The following is an 18011-nucleotide window of genomic DNA, read 5'->3' on the forward strand; positions in this document are numbered from 1 at the left end:
CAAATCCCCATGCCGCTGCGGGCGAATAACCAACACACCCGACAACCCCGTCCGCTCAATCTCCATAACACCTAACCTCAACCGTCTGTTGTATACGTTTTGGATTTGCTGCACGTATCTGGAATGTGACTTCGATTCGAAATTTTCAGAGCGTAGTTAATTGACCGCGCGAACAAGTTGAATGGGTAAGCTCTTTTGTCGAGTTTTGCGTCTGATGGCTTTGGCGACTTTCTTGACGGGGCTCTTAGCTGAACTTCTGATTGTCCATTCCTTGCTGGTGGCCAAAAATGCAATCACGTGAATAGAAAAACGCTTTGTTTGGAACGAAAGAGCGGAGGAAAGAAACGGGAAAAGCGGCAGTATCAGATCCGAGCTGCTACAAAACGTAACGGCTCAAATCCGCCGACTTGGTCAATTCGCCCAGATTGTCGTTCACGAATTGCGCATCGACCGTTATTTCCGTTCCGGCCCTGTCTGGTGCGGTGAATGACAGCTCTTCAAAGACCCGTTCCATGACGGTGTAAAGCCGCCGCGCACCAATGTTTTCAACGCTTTGATTCACGTCGGCTGCGATCCGCGCCAGGGCGGCAATACCATCCTCGGTAAACCCAACCGTAACCTCTTCGGTGGCCATGAGGGCCGTGTACTGACGGGTCAATGCGTTGTCGGTTTCGGTCAGGATACGCACGAAGTCTTCCTCGGTCAGCGCGCGCAGCTCTACCCGGATGGGCAGACGACCCTGCAATTCGGGCAGAAGGTCTGATGGTTTGGCGATATGGAACGCACCGGATGCGATGAACAGGATGTGGTCGGTTTTAACCGGACCGTGCTTTGTCGAGACGGTTGTGCCTTCGATCAGAGGCAGCAGGTCGCGCTGCACCCCTTCACGACTTACATCACCACCACGCGATTCTGTGCGGGCACAGACCTTGTCAATCTCGTCCAGAAAAACGATGCCGTTCTGCTCCACCGATTCCAATGCGGTGCGGGTGACCGTCTCATCGTCCAGCAGCTTGTCGGCCTCTTCCCCGATCAGCACCTCATAGCTTTCGGCGACAGTCAGACGTTTTCTAACAGTGCGCCCGGCAAACGCCTTACCGAAGATATCGCCCAGATTCATCATCCCCATCTGACCGCCAGGCTGTCCCGGAATATCGAACATCGGCATTGGGTTTGAACTGTCCGCGACGTCCAGTTCAATGACCGTCTCATCCAGCTCACCCGACTTGAGCTTTTTGCGGAACATCTCTCGTGTGCCTTCACGGGCATCCGTACCAGCGATGGCGTCAATCACGCGGTCTTCGGCGGCCTGATAGGCTTTGGCCTTGACATCTTCGCGCATGAATTCCCGAGTTTGCAGAATGGCGGCATCGGCCAGATCGCGGATGATCTGTTCCACGTCGCGACCGACATAGCCAACCTCGGTGAACTTCGTGGCTTCGACCTTGATAAAGGGTGCGCGCGCAAGCTTGGCCAGACGGCGGCTGATCTCGGTTTTGCCGACACCGGTGGGGCCGATCATCAGGATGTTCTTTGGATACACCTCTTCGCGAATATCGTCCGGCAACTGCTTGCGGCGCCAGCGGTTGCGCAGTGCAACGGCCACGGCGCGCTTGGCATCCTTTTGCCCGATAATGAAACGATCCAGTTCCGAGACAATCTCGCGCGGGGTCAGGTCGGTCATATGTGTTCTATCCGTTTGTTTCGCACCGGAACCTAATCATAAGCTGCGAAAACACAAGCTGATCACAAAAAACTCACGCCAACACACGAACCGAACACGGAAATTCGAGGTGATGTTAATCGCCACACAGATATTTGCTGCGCATAGTCTGCGTCAACGGGCAAAGTCGCCCGCACTTATCTAATGGAGAACGTAAAATGATGACTCGTCGTTCACTTTTTCTGAACGCGGCTGCCACTGGCGCGGCTCTGACTCTGGTCGGCACCAATGCGGCTTTGGCCGGGGGTGACAAGAAAAAGGGTCATTTCGAGGGGCGCTCGAAGCACGAAACCAGCGGCTCGGTCAAAGTAAAAAAGGATGGCGATCGTTATATCGTTGAATTAGGCAACGACTTTTCGTTGGACGGTGGCCCCGACCCGCGTGTGGCATTCGGTAAGGATGGCGAATACGACCCGTCATCTAAGCTGGGTGCACTGCTGAATTTGAAAGGCAAGCAATCTTATGCGGTGCCTCCAACTATGGACATCTCGGGCTACAACGAAGTTTACATCTGGTGTGAGGTCGCTGGCGTCCCGCTGGGTGTTGCGTCGCTAAAATAATCTGAACGACAGAGGCCGGATCATCCGGCATCTAATCCGTCGTTAGCTGACACGGCGCATATCTGCTACACTCGCCCCAAAGCATTTGAGCACGGGGCGAGTGTATGACGAAAATTGCCAAGATCACCCTGCTGTTCGTGGTGTTCGTGGACCTGATCGGACAAGGTCTGGTCTTTCCCATCATCAATTCGCTGATCATGGAAACGAGCTCCGGTTTCCTGCCGGAAAGCACGCCTGTCGGCCGCAGGCATTTTTATTATGGTCTGGTGATCGGATGCTTTTTCCTGTCGTGGTTTCTGGGCGTTGTTTATGTCTCGAAAGTGTCTGACTCGATTGGGCGAAAGAATGCATTGCTGGTCTGCCTTGGGGGGGCGCTGGCCGGATATGCGTTGACCATTGTGGCGCTTTATCTCAATAACCTGCTTCTGCTGATCGTTGGCCGTTCGATTACCGGGTTCACTGCGGGTAATCAGCCCATCGCGCAGGCGGCGATGATCGATGGCAGCACCGACGCGTCTGACCGGGACCGAAACATGGGCTACATCGTGACAGGTGTTAGCTTTGGCCTTGTCGGCGGGCCGATCATAGGCGCGGTTTTGTCGGATTCGGCGTTATTCGGCGGCTTTGCCACGTTGAAAACCCCGTTCTATGGCGCGTTCGTGTTGGTTCTGGTGGCGATATTTCTGGTGCTGCTCTTTTTCAAGGACACCCGAACCAAGCGCGAGCCCTTTGTGTTTCGCCCCCGTGATATTACCGACAGCCTGATCGCAGTTGGCGAACACCCACTGGTTCTGAAAATCCTGCCGGTTTATTCGTTTTTCATGATCGCCAATGTCACATTCTACGTGTTTGTCGACAATTTCCTAACCAGCGCATTCGGGTATGGGGTCATCGGGGGCAGCGTGGCGATGGTGGTCATCGGTGTGGCGCTGGCCTTTTCCAGCACGTTCCTGGTGAAGCCTGCCCAGGAAAGGTTCAGCAAACACGCGATCATTTACACGTCGCTTGTGGTGATGGTCATTTGCGGGTTTGCCTTTGCCTTCAGCCCAAGCGGTGTATTCAGCTATGTCCCGGTGTTTTTCTTCTATTTCCTGTTCGGGGTCGCCTATCCAACGCTGTTGGGCCTGTTCTCCTCAAGCGTCAGCGAGGCGGATCAGGGCTGGGCCATGGGCGTGGCCACTGCCGTGTTCTGCCTTGCGGGCGGGATCATGTCACTGATCGGTGGCGGATTGATGAGCATCGATATCCGCGTGCCCTATTACATCGTGATCGTAGCGGCGGTCCTGGGGTTGATCGGCATGCACCGTCGATGGAAAGGCAAAGAGATCAAAGCGCTTTTAGCCTGAGATCGTCTCAACCGTCAGGTTGCCATTGGTATAGACGCAGATATCTGCTGCGATGGCCATGGATTGCCGGGCGATGTCCTCTGCGGATCTGTCGCTGTCCATCATGGCACGCGCGGCGGCCAGAGCGAAGTTGCCTCCCGACCCGATGGCAGCCACATTGTGTTCGGGTTCCAGAACATCCCCTGCCCCGGTGATGACAAGCAGATCCTTGCCGTCTGTCACGATCAGCATCGCCTCAAGCTTTTGCAGATACTTGTCTGTGCGCCAGTCCTTGGCGAGTTCAACTGAGGCGCGGGCCAGTTGGCCGGGCGTAGCCTCAAGCTTGGCTTCCAGCCGTTCCAGCAACGTGAAGGCATCCGCTGTCGATCCGGCAAAACCTGCCACGATCTCGAACCCTCCGGGAGACAGGCGACGCACCTTGCGCGCGGTGCCCTTGATCACGGTCTGACCCAGACTCACCTGACCGTCGCCGGCAATGACGACATGACCGTCCTTCTTGACGCCGATAATCGTTGTGCCGTGCCAACCGGGAAAGTCGTTATCTGCCATGATCGTCTCCGCTTTTGCTGGCGGTATATATGGGCCGGACCGGTTGTTGGCGCAACCCATTGCCAAACTGCCCAAAAGATATGCAAAAAATGCAATTCGGGGTTACCGGACCAGCAATTGTGAGTCCGGCCAAGCGGTACTAGATGAGGCTCACAACCGACGACGGGTCGGCTGTTTCTTCAATAAGGACTGCGCACATGGCAACCACAGCTAATATTCATGCGCCGCTCGGAGCAGCTACCATCCTGCACGTGGCGGACGTTTTCATCAATGCATTCGACAGTGTTGTCGCATGGAATGAAGCACGTAAAACACGTAACCTTCTGTCGGAACTCAGCGACACGCAGCTGGACGATATCGGTCTGAGCCGCGCGGATATCGCAAAAATCTAATCCAACCGACGGATCATCAAACCGAACCAGCCGCCCGGATTTCCGAGCGGCTTTTTCGTTGCTCAACTCTGGATGTATTTCCCGGCAAGATCGGGTAAAAAAGCTTCGACCGCGGCAGTTGCAATGACGTGCAGAGTGCCAGCTTCTTCATCAGCTACATCCAGACCACCTTTGACCGCGCGAACCTCGACCCGGCCGCGCGGCATGTCGGCAGCAACCAATTCACAATTCACCTGTTCCGGATTCTGAACGCCGATTGTCACAAGCACGCGCATTTCGTTGTGATCGATCCCCAGCTTTGAAAACAGCGTGATGGATGAATGATGCAGCGCGTCCTGTACCGCGCGGCGGGCTGCTTTGGTATAATCCTGACCATAAAGGTCATTACCAGTGCCCATTTCCAGGATGATCCGCTTTTCACTCATTGCGCCGGGTCCATGTTGAAAGAAACGATCAGTGCAGCGTTGGCTATCACCGTGTGGCCGTCACCATTCGGTTTTTCGATGTCCAACCCACCTTTTGTGACGGTAATGTTGGGCTGACCATAAGGGAAAACGGCTTTGAGGGCGTCGGTATCCACTTGATCCGGCTGCTGCACGCCGATCTCGGCATCAATGATCATCGCCTCTTTCGGGAAACCAAAAAGTTCGGCCATATTGACCGAGTTGTGCCACAGCGCGTCCCTGATCGCCCGCAGCGACGCCTCGGTATAGTCCATCCGGCGCAGGGAAGTGCCCATCCCGAATTCTACAAGAACGCGCGTTTTTGCCATTGGTTTCCCCGCCGTTTCAACAAAAAAGGCGCCCCAATCTGAGACGCCTTTCGAACAATCCGTTATCGCCAGATCAGATGGATTCGTCGATCCAGCTTTGCAGCGCGGCTTTGGGGGCAGCGCCTGCGCGGTTCGATACAACCTGACCGTCCTTAAAGATAAACAGCGCCGGGATGCCGCGCACGCCCATGGCGGCGGCAGAGTTCGGGTTGTTGTCCACGTCCACCTTGGCGATCTTGACCTTGCCGCCATATTCGGCGGCCAGCTCTTCCAGTGCCGGACCAATCTGCTTACAGGGTCCGCACCATTCGGCCCAGAAATCCACTACAACTGGAACGTCCGAGTTCTTGACTTCGGCGTCAAAGGTTTCGTCGGTGACGGCTACGGTCGACATATTATGTCTCCTGAATGAAATGCGCTTGGGCTGTGAAGGTAGGGGTGGCAGTAGGCAAGGTCAAGATATCTGGGTGCAGGCCACGGCATCCGTCACAAGATCGTGTGGCAACCACATAAGATTTGCCGTTCTTGTCCAAAGGATTGCGGTGCGTATCTTATGGTCCGGATAGATCTGCGACAGGGCCTGCGCATACGCGCCCATTTGGCGAAGCAACCCTTCGGGGCAATCTTCGACCCGGTTCGGAACGGTGGCATTTGATTTGAAATCAATTACATGGACTTCGGTGTCCGTCACGATCAGGCGGTCGACAATCCCATACATTCGCTGCCCGCGCAGGTCGGCAGTTACAGGTACTTCGGCCAATGTGTCCGGCGTGAAAATGTGTCGCAGGCTTTCGGATGTCAGCACGCCTGTGACTTCGGTCAGCAATGCGTTCTGATCCTCTTGCCCCATGCCGGGCAGCAGGCGGGCGCAAAGCTCTGGCCAGTGGTCCTGCGTGACTTTGGGCAGATGCTCAAGCAGCAGGTGCACGCGGGTTCCGCGCAGTTTGGCAGCGTCTTCATCCAGACCAGCGTCACCTGGCAACGCCTTGGCCCCACCCAGATCCGAAGGGCTGATGGTGGCCGCAGGTACAACCGGTTCAGGTGCAGGGTGCAGGAACATATCAGGTAGATCTGAATGTTTAGCCGATGCGCGTGACAGCTCAACCAGTGGAAACCCATCCCAGTCGCCATGGGACAGCCGACGTGTATCTGAACCAGGCAGTTGCGTTGCCCCGGCCCTTTCCATCGCTGCTTCTACCATCTGGTACCAGCTGTTGCCATCTTTACCCAAATCACCTGCCGCTGCCACGATCAGCCACTTTTCAGCCCTTGTTAGAGCCACATAAAGCAAGCGAAGCCGTTCATTTTCCTCGCGGGTGCGCGCCTCTGTCCGGGCGCGAGTGATCAGGTTCGGCGATTGGTCTGCCGAAACCTTCCACAGGGGTGTCCCGTCTGCCACCATGATTTCGGCGTCGCGTGGCGGCTGGCGTTTGCCGGTATCAGGCAGAATGACGATCGGAGCCTCCAGACCTTTCGAGCCGTGCACCGTCATCACCCGGATCATATTTCCGACCCCGCTCATCTGTCGTTTGATCTCCAGATCGTCGGTCTGCATCCAGACCAGAAATCCAGTCAGGCTGGGGATATCCGTCCGCTCGTAGGCCAACGCCTGCGATAGCAGGGCATTGATACCGTCCTCAGCCTCGGGTCCCAGTCGGCCCAACAGGTTTCGTCGCCCGTCGTGTCGGGTCAGAATGCGTTCAATCAGGTCATAGGGGCGCAGAAAGTCGATTTGACTGCGCAGATCGTTCAGCACGGCCAGGGTTTCGGGGAAATCGTCGGCGCGTCTGCGCAAAGCAGCCCACAGGAATTGCTCCTCCCGCCGATGGGCAAGATCGAAAAGCTGCTGCTCGGACCATCCGAACAGTGGGGATTTCAGAACTGTCGCCAGCGACAGGCTGTCTTCGGGCGTCGCCAGAAAGCTAAGCAGCGCAGCCAGATCCTTGACCGCAAGTTCGGCACCCACTTTCAGCCGGTCCGCCCCGGCGATGGGAAGCCCGGCAACCTTGCAGGCGCGGATGATCTCGGCGAACAGGTCAGACCGGCGTTGCACAAGGATCAGAAAATCACCGGGCTGAACTTTGCGTCGAACAAACTGGCCCTGTGTGTCCCCGTCTTCAGGTATAGTTTCGCCGTCATCGATCATTTTTTTGATCGACGCAGCCACCCGTTCGGCCAGAATAACGGTATGGTGCCGTGATCCGGGCCGGTCCACCGGATCGGTCCAATCCCCCTCCTCCGCGTCCTCGACTTTCTCGACGACGGGCCAAAGATCAACCCGACCGGGCAAATCGGATTTGAAGGCGCGGTGCTGACTTTCCTTCTGAAATCCTGCATCGGCGCGGTTTTCAAAAAGCGTGTCGACCAGAGACAAGATCGCGCTGGAGGATCGGAATGAATATTCCAGCGTCGAATCCCACAGTTTAGAGCCTGAATCAGAGAGTTTCCGGTCAAACTCTTCCTGCATACGGTCAAAGGCTTGCGGGTCGGCGCCCTGAAAGGAATAGATCGATTGTTTTTTATCACCGACAACAAAGATAGTGCGCTCGACCCCTGATCGGGCCCCTTCCCCGCTAGTGAATTCCTGAGCCAGTTTTTCCACCACATCCCATTGATCGGGGCTGGTGTCCTGCGCTTCGTCGACAAGAATGTGGTCGATACCCCCGTCCAGACGGTACAGCACCCATTCAGCCACCGCCGGGTCATTCAGAACCTGACGTGCGCGCAGGATTAGATCGTCGAAATCCAGCCACCCCCGCAACTGCTTGCAGCGCTCATATTCCGTTAGGAATGCAGCGGCAAAGCGGTGCAAAACGGCGGTTTTCTGGGCAGCAATCAGCGCCAGTCGGCGTTCACGCGCAGCTTCGACCCGCAGCATGAGAGCTTCGAGTTGAGGCATCCGGTCCGCCAGCGCACCTTCGCGAAGGGGCTTGGTGGGAAAGCCGTTGATCTTGGCGGTGAACGGTTCTTTTGCGCCTTTTCCGGTCAGCAGCACGTCTTCCAGCATGGGCAAGTGAGCCAATCGTGCTTCGGTAAACCCTGCCAGCCTTGCCGCTGCCTTGGCATTATTGCCGCCACTTTCGAGCAATAGGGGCAACATTGACTGGATCAGCTCAACCTCACCACCCAAAAAAACGCTTTGGAACAACGCATTATCGCTAAAATGCGAGGGCAGCTCGAAGCGTTGCAACAGATCAGACCAATCCAGTTGTTGCGCGAACAGGTTGCGCTTTTGGGCGATCGCCGCAGTCAGCTTGTCAAAGCCTGAATCGGTGACAAACCGGGCCACGTCTTCGATCAGCCGTGCCTGCGGGCCTTCCGCGAAATCTTCAACAATTTCTTCCCTCAGCAAAGCTGCCGCACGGTCTTCCATTTCCGAAAACTGCGGGCTGACTCCGGCCTCGAGCGGGAAACGACGCAGCAACGAGGCGCAGAAAGAGTGAATTGTCTGGATTTTCAAGCCGCCCGGCGTCTCAATGGCGCGGGCAAACAGGGTGCGCGCTTGTGCCAACCGGTCTGAATCGATGGCGCCGGTCACGCCCAGTTCGGCCAGGTCCTTTTGCAGCCTGGCATCTTCAAGCATTGCCCATTTGCCAAGACGGTCAAACAATCGGTTCTGCATCTCGCTGGCAGCAGCTTTGGTATAGGTCAGGCAAAGAATGTGTTGTGGCTGGACGCCACCCAGCAGCAGGCGCGCCACCCGATCGGTCAAAACCCGTGTCTTCCCTGACCCTGCATTGGCGGCCAGCCAGGTCGAGGCATCGGGTCGCGAGGCCTGCACCTGCCGTTCGGTTGCTTCGTTGCGCGCGCTCATGTCAGATCCTCGGGGCGCGTTTCGGCTGTCCGGTCCCACTCGCCGAACCGGGCAAGATGATCATAGTCACCGATATCCGTATCTTTGTGCAGCATTCGGCGGGACGAATACCCCTGATCAGACTCTAAATAGGCTGATATCAACTCTTTCAGCTCGGTCAAAACCTTGTCGGCGGGTTCTTTCAGCAGCGGCGCGGGCACCTCATTATAGGCACCACCCATACCGATGAAGATGGCCTCTGTCACCGCCATCGGGTCAAGCCCCTCGATACCGCCCTGCTCGGCCATTGCGGCCTCGATCAGCAATTGCTTGTCGAATTTGGATTGCTGGCTTTCTGTTGGAGGCGCGCCGGTTTTATAGTCGATGATCCGCAAGGCCCCCCGGCTGTTGTGATCGATCCGGTCAGCGCGCCCTGTGATGGTGAAGTCCAACGGGTTCAGCACCAGCTTCATCGCCGCTTCAAAGGCCACTGGCCCACCGTCACCCCGGCGCGAAAGTTCAGCGCTGATAAAGTCGTCTGCGATCCGTTCCAGCCGCGCCAGCCACAGATGTCGCGCCGTGGGCCAGGCGACATGCTGCTCCAGTAATGTGTGCGCGCGTTTCAGAAAATTCTCACGCGTCAGCAAGGCGTTGTCGAGCACGCTATCCTTGACGAAATGTTCGAGGATTTCGTGGATCACGATCCCCCGCAGCAACGCGTCGGGTGCCTGGACAAGCGGATCGAGAGGTTTCAACCGCAGCACATGCTTGGCGTAAATGGCATAGGGATCGCGGATCAGTCGCTTGATTTCCGTTACTGACAGGTGACGCGGACGCGCGACAACTGGCGGGCGCGGGGATGGGCGTGGCGCGGGGTCAATGCGCGGCGTGTCTTCCAGAGCCTCGGACCAGTTCAGCCAGTTTTGGCCACGGGCGCGCATTTCGGCCAGCGCTTGGGGGCCACCCTGCTCAGGCAGACCCTGCAACAGGTTTGTCAGCCGGTTCACCCAACGAGACGGCACCATTTCCGCATCATCCGAGCGGGTTGCGCGGGTTAGCCAGACCTCGGGCGCGCCGATGGCCTGTTGAAAGTCATGCGCCGACAGGCCGATCCGGCGTTCAGGCAATAACAGGCCCGCCCTGTCGCGCATCTGTCGGTTCAGCCAGGGGTCGGGCGCCGGCGCCCCTGGCCAACTGCCTTCATTCAATCCGCCAAGGATCAACAGGTCTGCACCTTGTACCCTCGCTTCGAGTGTGCCCCAGATCATGATATGCGGATGCGGCGCATCGCGGTCGCGGACCTCTTCCCCGGCAAGCAGCGCGCCCAGAAGATTGGCAAAATCATGGGCTGTCATCGGCCCGCCATGTTGCGCCTCATCCCTGAGAGAATTCAGCACTGCCAGCGCCTTTTGACCCGCGTTCTTGTCCCACAGCGTGCCGGTTTCACCTGCGCTGCCAGCCGAGATCGCCTCGGCCAGTGTTGTGAGCCGATCTACCCAGTCGGAAAGCGCCAACTCGCCACTGATCTGCTGATCGCAGAAGTGGTGAACAACCCAATGGACCCAGCTTTCGAGGGCTTCTTTGCGTACTGCAAATGCGGTGAGGCTGGTGCCATCCGGAAATGGTGGGCCATTGCGGCGCAGATCCAGTTCCAGATCACGCGTGTGCAGCAAATGTTTACCGCGTTTACTGCCGTCATGGCACAACGGGTGCTTTAGCAATGTAAGCAGCGCCTCGCCGTCCAGACGGCGCGTGAACAGACCAGCCACATGTCGCAGAAACCGGCCCGGAGGCGAGAGTTGCAGCGGCAGACCGGCGCTGTCATCTGCCAGAATGTTCCACCGATCCAGCGCGGCGCTGACCTGACGGGTCAACATGCGATCCGGCGTAATCAGGGCGGCGGTCTGACCGGTTTCGGCAGCTTGTCGCAGGCGCAGGGCAATGGCCAAAGCCTCGTCCCGCGGTGATTGCACCTCGACCAGTGTCAGGTCTTTGGTTGCGCCGAGTAGATCAGCCAGTTTCGGGCCTTCGCTCATCCAGGCATCGGTGATCGGGGCTGGGCGCAAAGCCAGGGAAACCAGACGGTTACGGGCAGGCGAGGGGGCGTTCAGGTCTGTCCATGGAGTAATCTGACCGGGTGACAGGCCCAGCCCGCGCATCAGCTTGCGAAACCGGTATTGCGGATGATCTTCCGAAGTCAACGCATCATCCAACCCTTCCCAAACGTGATCCGGCTGGTCGAAATCGTAACCGGGCAGTACCAGCGCCCCTTGCGGCAAGCGCGCGACGGCATCCATCAGCATCAGCGTGGTGCCGCGCGAACCGGTCGACCCGGCCAGAATAAGCGGATGCAGGGGGGGATCGGTTTGCCAGCGGTTGATCAGGTTTTCGACCACGCGACGTTGGCGGGCCTGCGCGTCCATCACCTGCGAGCCAGTGTCAATGAAATGATCCGCGATACCGATAAAGGTCTGAGCCCGCGCCCAATGGCCGGACATGTCGCTGACATCCAGCCCCCGGATCGTGTCCGGTGACACACCTTCGCCCTGCATTTCGTCGATCAGCGCCGCCAGACTGTCGGACAGGTCAAAAACCGATGACCGCGCGGCCAAATCCGGTTGTTGTTCCAACAATTTGGCCACCAGCTGAGACAATTCCAAACGCCGCCGAAGGGGCGGGATGGCAGGTGGAATATGCGCCAGATCAGCGCTGTCCCCCAGATCGGTTAACAGCGTGATGCGGGGCAGCAGGCATGGTGGCCCCTGATTGAACAGATCACGTACGCGCCGTTCCATACGCCGCGTGTTCAACACCAGCCCCACCCGCGCCAAAGCCTCGGGCGGGCCTGAACAACGCCGCCTCAGGCCGTCGACCAACGCCTTGGGGAAATCCGTACCGGGCGGGACGGCGAAGACTCGGGGCAGGGGTCCGGGGTCAAACATCTGCCAGCAAATCCTCGGCCAGAGCGATCCCATCGGGGTGGCCCACATCACACCAGCGACCGGGATACTCGATGCCGAACAAACGCCCCTGATCGTGCATCTGGTTCCAAAGCAGGTTCAACGAAAACGCCGGTTGCGAAATGGCGTACAACCCTTGTGTCTTGAGGATCTGCGCGCCCCCGTAAACCAAGTCGAGCCCACGCGTGATCCGCCCCACCTGATCGGCGGTAAAATCACCCGGCCTGTCGTGACCAATGGCCTGCGCAGTCGGAACACACATCAAAAGCGCATCCATGCGGGACGGGTCCCATGCGTTTTGCAGCAGCATCAATGGATTTGGGCCGGACCAGATTGCGTCGGTATTCAGTGTGAACACAGGGTCGGTGCCCAGCAATGGCAGGGCTGCGCGCAACCCGCCGCCGGTTTCCAAAATCTCCGGCTCTTCCAGCGATATCAGAATGCCTTTGGGCCTGAGATGCGCGTCGAGCTGATCGGCGTGGTAATGCACGTTTGCCACTGTGCGAACAGGGCCAAGGTTGTCGACAAGATCCAGCGCGTGGTCGATCAGGGCGCGCCCGGACACTTCGATCAGCGGTTTGGGTCGGTCCTTGGTCAACGCGCCCATACGGGTGCCAAACCCGGCGGCAAACAACATTACGGCAAAGGGTGATCCGGTCATTGGGGCCTCAGCCTGGCCAAATTCTTAGGTGTTGGTCGGGGCAGAGCGTCGTGCAGCAGCGAGGCCACCGAAACAAGGGCAGGGTGTTCCAGATCCCTCATGAGGTGCGACCAGACCGCCGGGATCATGTCCAGATATTGCGGCTTGCCGTAGTCGGTTGCCAGCCGCGAAAAACCGCCAAGGATGCGAAGATTTCGCTGCGCGCCCAATACGCTGTACGCGGTACGAAATTCGTGATCGTCCATACCTGACCCTGCAATATAGCGGTTGATCATCTGCATTTCTGTTCCGACCGAAACATCGCGGCGAATGTCCTGAAGCAAGGACACCAGATCATAGGCGGGGTGCCCCAGCATGGCCAATTGGAAATCCAGCAATCCGACGCGCCTTATGCCGTCGCGCTTGGGCAGCCACAGAAGGTTTTCTGCGTGATAGTCCCTTTGAATGACAACTTTGTCCCCAGAGGTTTCGCGGTGCAAAATATCTGCAAACCGAAGTTCGAACCGGTCCAGAACGCCCTGATCAACATTGCCCTGAATGCCAGCGGCGTATTTCGTAAGCGCCAGTGCCGCCAGGTCCGTCATCAGGGCTGGATCGTAAGACGGTAGTGATAATATTGGCGCCTGATGCAGGTGCAGCAGCACGTCTGTCGCGGCCTCGTACAAAAGGCGTTCTTTGGACGGGTCTTTTTTAAGGACGCGTGCAAACAGATCATCACCCAGATCTTCCAGCAGCAGAAATCCATATTCAGCGTCTTCTGCGTAAATCTCGGGCGCACTCAGGCCAATCGAACGCAGATACTCGGCAACACGCACAAATGATTCGACGCTTTCGCCCTTGTCAGGTGGTGCATCCATCAGGACAGCCGTTCGCCCACTGACCGGATCGGTCACGCGTTCGTACCGGCGGTTCGATGCGTCGCCGGCCAGTGGTGCACGCGTTGCCCCGACCCAAGGAGTTTGTGCAATAAGGGCCTCTGCCAGGACTGTCCTGTTTGTCATCCGGCATTCTCCAACTTGTCTACCCATTTCGGATCGGTCCATGACAAGGACATGTGGCGGGTTTCTTCTGTGTCATGGTCTGTTTCGAAGGCCAGTTTTAACGCAGCGACAGGGGCTAGTGCGCCCAGTTTTTCCGGCCATTCCACAAGGCAGATTGCTGTGTCAAAGGCTTCAACCAAACCCAGTTCATCCACTTCCTCTAACGCGTTCAGCCGATAAAGATCGCAGTGCCAGATCTCACCGGCAGGGGTGTCATAGGTCTGAACCAAAGTGAATGTGGGTGATGGCACGTCTTCCGGTTCAGGCATAAGTGATTGAATGAGGTTGCGCGCGAAATGCGTCTTGCCGCTGCCGATTGCGCCGCTAAGCAACAGGACATCCCCGGAACCAAGCGAAGACCCGACACGGGCCGCGAAATCTGCGGTTTCATCGGGCGATTTAAACGTCAGGGTTTGGGAGGTCGTCGTCATGGCGTCACAATGACGTTCTGCCCAATCGGCTGCAACCCCGGTTCAGGCGCTGATCTGTTCCAACGGGGCGGTTTTTGTCAGAAGATCCACGGGTGCAAACCGCACGATCGTCGCACCGTTATGAACTGGTGAAACCGTGCAGTCCAAAGTGATGCCTGACCGCATCCGGATTTCAGCCGTCCATTCCGCCCGGTTATCCCGCATTTCGACAAAATCCCGGATCTCTCCGAGGATCGGCGTAGCAACACAATGGTCCTGCCACCGCCGCGTAACATCGGTGACCGTGTCGGTCTGAAAGCCGATTTCCTGTGCGTCGCCCCAAAGCTTTTCGTAGGCGTAGTTGGTAAGGGCCAGGGTGCCATCATCGGCAAATACAGCGATTGCATCGGCCAGCTTGTCCAATATGGATTGCATCAGATCCATCTCGGACCGGAAGCGTCGCGTCAACGTGATTTCGGCAGTAATATCTTCGAACAGAAACGCAACGGCCCCATCGGGATGCGGCCTGCCGCTTACAGAATAAACTGAGCCAGAGGGCAGCGACCATGTTTCGTGATAATTACCGCCCTCGGCTGCTTCGAGCAGGTCGTTCATCTGACGCCGCCATGTACGGTAGTTCTTGGGCTCTGGCATCATGTGCTGATCCCTAAGCCGGTCGAAAAAACTGCTGATGTTCGGGCGGCAGCTGAGGAAATCCGGCGGCAGCGTGGTCAGATCAATCAGGGCCGGGTTGAACAGCGCCAGTTGCCGGTTGCGATCGAAAATGGCCAGGCCGATCGAAAGTTGAGCAAAGGTCTTGGTCATGGTCTGCACGAACTTGCGTTGCGCGGTTTCTGCTTCGACAATAGCGTTGATGTCTGTGGCGTAACATAACCGCCCGTCGTCCTGCACGATCTGCGTCAGGTCGAACCACAACTTGCTGTTGGTTCCTGTCACTTCCACCGCCACTCTTGATTTTCCGAGCGACGGAGCATCAGAGGTGTCCGGGAACAGAGGGGCAGTCAGATCGGCATCCTGACCACGTGCCCGGCGAACAAGCGTGACATAAGCTGCATTGCACCACTGCACCTGGCTGTTGTGATCCAGCAACCATACCGGATAGGGGGCCTGTTCCATGGCCAGACGGCTCGGTTCACTCAGCGCGCTTGACCTGGTCGGAGAGATTCGGGCCGGTTCGTGCAGACGCACGCGGACAATCCCGTCGATCCATTCACACACCACTTCGCGTTCGACTGTGCAATCAATGGCCGAGATTACCAGTACGTTTTGGTCGCGAACTTTTTCGGGTGTTTCGGGGAAGGTGGGGAAATCTCTTTTCAGCAGGCGGTGCAAATCCTGCCAGCTTCCAACATGCTCGAACCCGGCAAGCGCGATATCGGAGTGGCTGATCAGGTGATCACCATCAAACAGGAATACCGCATCAAACAGGGATGTTGTTGAAAACAAGCCAAAGACATCGTCGCGTCGCGTCTGGCGTGGCAATAACCACTGTACGGCAAAGCATCCCGATACCAGGCTGATCGCGGCCAGAATGATCCAATCGGCCATTAATTTCCCCAAGGTAGAACCAAACCCCGGCTGACTATGGGCAGGATAGGTTAACGGCTCCTTAACTCATACTTGAATGCGTTTGTTGGAACCGGATGGAACCGGAGTGTCACCTTTTTGCGCGTCAATCAGGTTGCGCGGCCACGAGACCTTGACGATTGCACCTGTCCTGTCTTTTTGATCGGTCAGACGCTGATACGGATCCGTGCCATTAGCGAATTTCAGCTCGGCGCCGCTGCGTTCCAGCAACGTTTTTGCGATGAACAGCCCCAGTCCCATGCCTTCGTATTCCGGACGGGTTCGCAGGTCGGCTTCGGCCCGTCTGCGGCGCATGAAGGGATCACCGATGCGGCCAATCATGTGCGACGGGTAGCCGCGCCCGTCATCCATGATGCTGACGGTGATTTTGCTGTCCGTCCATTCGGCTTCGACCCAGACATTGGCGCGGGCGAAATCTACGGCATTCTGTATCAGGTTGCGGAGTCCGTGAATGATCTCGGGCTTTCGCAGAATCGAGGGTTGCAGCACATCTCCGTCCTGCGCCGGGCCTTCCGAAAAATGAACGACCTTGCCCCGGTCAACATGCGGTTCGGCGGCTTCGTTCACCACTGTTGAAAGTGGAGCCTGCCGCAAATGCAGGTCATCTTTTCCGGCACGACCCATATCGCGCAAAATGTCGCGGCACCGATCGGCCTGTTCGCGGATCAAGGCCGCGTCTTCCTTGAGGTCGGGACGGTCGTCCAGCTCTTCGATCAGTTCCGCACTCGTCAGTTTGATTGTTGCCAGAGGGGTGCCCAGCTCGTGCGCGGCGGCGGCGACCACGCCGCCCAGATCGGTCAGTTTTTGCTCGCGCGCCAGCGCCATATGGGTGGCAGCCAGCGCTTCGGACATGGACTGAACCTCGGAACTGACGCGGTGAGAATAGGCACCGATAAAGACGATGGCGATAATAATAGCCGCCCAGTTGCCAAACAGCAGGATTTCCGGAATGTCCAAAACCACCCCGATGTTGGTCCGCAGCGGCAGGTGGAATTCCGCCAGCAGAGTGGTCAGAACAATTGCAACAGCCCCGACAATCAAGGTCGACCGTGTGCTCATCACATTGGCGGAAATCGTGACCGGCCCCAGAAGCAGAAGGGCAAAGGGGTTGTTCAGCCCGCCTGTCAGATACAGCAAGATCGACAGTTGCAACAGATCGAACAGAACCATCAGGAAGTTTTCGAACTCGGACATCCGCTTATTCTGTGGAAACAACAGAATGGCGGTCAGGTTACCCATGACCGAGATCCCGATGGCCAGATAGCACAGGCCCAGTTCCAGCTGCACATGATAGTATTGCTGGGCCACGGTGATGGCAGTGATCTGACCAAAGATGGCAACCCATCGCAACAGGATCAGAGTGCGCAGGCGGATCCAGCTGCTGCGTTCCTGGCCGCGCCAAAAAGTCTGATCGGAATCTGCCATCGGTCGCTTATGTCCTGTTGCAAAGGCTGGTCATCTTGTTAGGTGTCCCGGCCGAAACGATCAACAACTCCTTGCGACCGGAAAACCGAAATGACCCGCCTATACGCAATTCTTGCAACTCTCGTTCTGGCTATTGGCCTAGGTGCGATGTGGCTTTTGACGCGTGGGGGCGGTTCTGGTGACCAGTTTGCACAGTGCCGGTCTGGGCAGATCGCCGGGGGGACCGCTGCTATCGGCGGGCCGTTTGAACTGGTGAATGGCAAAGGTGAGACGGTGACCGACAAAGACGTTATCACCGAACCCACACTTGTCTATTTCGGCTATACATTCTGCCCCGATGTCTGCCCGTTTGACATGTCCCGCAATGTTGAGGCCGTGGATATCCTGAACCAGCGCGGGCAGTCGGCAACGGCGCTGTTCATCTCGATCGATCCCGAACGGGACACGCCCGAAGTAGTCGATGATTATGCCTTCAACCTTGGCGGCAAAACGATTGCGTTGACCGGTTCGCCCGAACAGATCAGGGCGGCGAGCAAGGCTTACAAGACCTATTACAAGGCACAGGATAAAAGCGACGAATTCTATCTTGTTGACCATTCCACCTTCACCTATCTGGTGACGCCCGAACATGGTTTCCTTGAATTCTTCAAGCGCGATGACACGGCCGAACAGATGGCGGACAAGGTCGGGTGCTTTCTGGACCAGGCTGCGCATTAACAAGGTTGTTTGACCTTTGTTTCTGCGCTGCTATTACTCATGTTTAAGCCAAAGG

General features: G+C 57.3%; 16 protein-coding genes. 4 read left to right on the plus strand and 12 right to left on the minus strand.

Annotation, left to right across the window (positions count from 1 at the left end; translation table 11 throughout):
- Positions 1 to 376: 376 nt before the first annotated feature.
- Positions 377 to 1684 (minus strand): ATP-dependent protease ATPase subunit HslU, encoded by a 1308-nt coding sequence (hslU, locus tag ACR0NZ_RS19730; RefSeq protein WP_480521307.1) that lies wholly within the window; start codon positions 1682 to 1684, stop codon positions 377 to 379.
- Between the two features lie 197 nt (positions 1685 to 1881).
- Between hslU and ACR0NZ_RS19735 the strand changes: the two genes are divergently transcribed.
- Positions 1882 to 2283 carry a DM13 domain-containing protein gene (locus tag ACR0NZ_RS19735; RefSeq protein ID WP_480482580.1) on the plus strand — a complete coding sequence of 134 codons (402 nt, stop codon included), beginning with the start codon at positions 1882 to 1884 and terminating at the stop codon, positions 2281 to 2283.
- Between the two features lie 104 nt (positions 2284 to 2387).
- Positions 2388 to 3629, plus strand: a complete 1242-nt coding sequence (locus tag ACR0NZ_RS19740; RefSeq protein ID WP_480496393.1) for an MFS transporter — start codon at positions 2388 to 2390, stop codon at positions 3627 to 3629.
- Here the strand turns inward: ACR0NZ_RS19740 and hslV are convergent.
- A complete protein-coding gene (gene hslV, locus ACR0NZ_RS19745; protein ID WP_480496391.1) occupies positions 3621 to 4178 on the minus strand; it encodes an ATP-dependent protease subunit HslV in 558 nt (185 codons plus the stop codon). The genes ACR0NZ_RS19740 and hslV overlap by 9 nt on opposite strands.
- Positions 4179 to 4375: 197 nt before the next feature.
- Here hslV and ACR0NZ_RS19750 point away from each other — a divergent pair, with 197 nt between their 5' ends.
- Entirely contained in the window at positions 4376 to 4570 is a 195-nt protein-coding gene (locus ACR0NZ_RS19750; protein WP_480521310.1) for a DUF1127 domain-containing protein, read from the plus strand.
- 62 nt (positions 4571 to 4632) lie between these two features.
- Here ACR0NZ_RS19750 and ACR0NZ_RS19755 read toward each other — a convergent pair whose 3' ends face one another.
- From ACR0NZ_RS19755 to regB, 10 genes are all read right to left on the minus strand, one after another.
- Entirely contained in the window at positions 4633 to 4995 is a 363-nt protein-coding gene (locus tag ACR0NZ_RS19755; protein WP_480521312.1) for a Lin0512 family protein, read from the minus strand.
- A complete protein-coding gene (locus ACR0NZ_RS19760; protein WP_480521314.1) occupies positions 4992 to 5342 on the minus strand; it encodes a Lin0512 family protein in 351 nt (116 codons plus the stop codon). The genes ACR0NZ_RS19755 and ACR0NZ_RS19760 overlap by 4 nt, the downstream gene beginning before the upstream one ends.
- 73 nt (positions 5343 to 5415) lie before the next feature.
- The gene (gene trxA / locus ACR0NZ_RS19765) at positions 5416 to 5736 is read right to left on the minus strand and encodes a thioredoxin (protein ID WP_209505247.1); all 321 of its coding nucleotides are present in this window, start codon (positions 5734 to 5736) and stop codon (positions 5416 to 5418) included.
- Positions 5737 to 5796: 60 nt separating this feature from the next.
- Positions 5797 to 9156 carry a double-strand break repair helicase AddA gene (gene addA, locus ACR0NZ_RS19770; RefSeq protein WP_480521316.1) on the minus strand — a complete coding sequence of 1120 codons (3360 nt, stop codon included), beginning with the start codon at positions 9154 to 9156 and terminating at the stop codon, positions 5797 to 5799.
- Positions 9153 to 12077 carry a double-strand break repair protein AddB gene (gene addB, locus ACR0NZ_RS19775; protein WP_480521318.1) on the minus strand — a complete coding sequence of 975 codons (2925 nt, stop codon included), beginning with the start codon at positions 12075 to 12077 and terminating at the stop codon, positions 9153 to 9155. The genes addA and addB overlap by 4 nt, the downstream gene beginning before the upstream one ends.
- On the minus strand, positions 12070 to 12756 hold the full coding sequence (locus ACR0NZ_RS19780; protein ID WP_480521320.1) for a nucleotidyltransferase family protein: 687 nt from the start codon (positions 12754 to 12756) through the stop codon (positions 12070 to 12072). The genes addB and ACR0NZ_RS19780 overlap by 8 nt, the downstream gene beginning before the upstream one ends.
- Positions 12753 to 13757, minus strand: coding sequence for an aminoglycoside phosphotransferase family protein (locus tag ACR0NZ_RS19785; protein WP_480521322.1), 1005 nt, complete (start codon positions 13755 to 13757; stop codon positions 12753 to 12755). Before ACR0NZ_RS19785 ends, ACR0NZ_RS19780 begins: the two co-directional genes overlap by 4 nt.
- Positions 13754 to 14227, minus strand: coding sequence for a tRNA (adenosine(37)-N6)-threonylcarbamoyltransferase complex ATPase subunit type 1 TsaE (gene tsaE / locus ACR0NZ_RS19790; RefSeq protein WP_480521324.1), 474 nt, complete (start codon positions 14225 to 14227; stop codon positions 13754 to 13756). Before tsaE ends, ACR0NZ_RS19785 begins: the two co-directional genes overlap by 4 nt.
- A 42-nt stretch (positions 14228 to 14269) precedes the next feature.
- Complete coding sequence (locus tag ACR0NZ_RS19795) at positions 14270 to 15775, minus strand: PAS-domain containing protein (protein WP_480521326.1); 1506 nt, start codon at positions 15773 to 15775, stop codon at positions 14270 to 14272.
- A 66-nt stretch (positions 15776 to 15841) separates the two neighbouring features.
- The gene (gene regB / locus ACR0NZ_RS19800) at positions 15842 to 17239 is read right to left on the minus strand and encodes a sensor histidine kinase RegB (RefSeq protein ID WP_480521328.1); all 1398 of its coding nucleotides are present in this window, start codon (positions 17237 to 17239) and stop codon (positions 15842 to 15844) included.
- A 90-nt stretch (positions 17240 to 17329) separates the two neighbouring features.
- Here regB and ACR0NZ_RS19805 point away from each other — a divergent pair, with 90 nt between their 5' ends.
- Entirely contained in the window at positions 17330 to 17956 is a 627-nt protein-coding gene (locus tag ACR0NZ_RS19805) for an SCO family protein (RefSeq protein WP_480521330.1), read from the plus strand.
- Positions 17957 to 18011: the final 55 nt, after the last annotated feature.

This window comes from Ruegeria sp. AE3, from assembly GCF_056542225.1.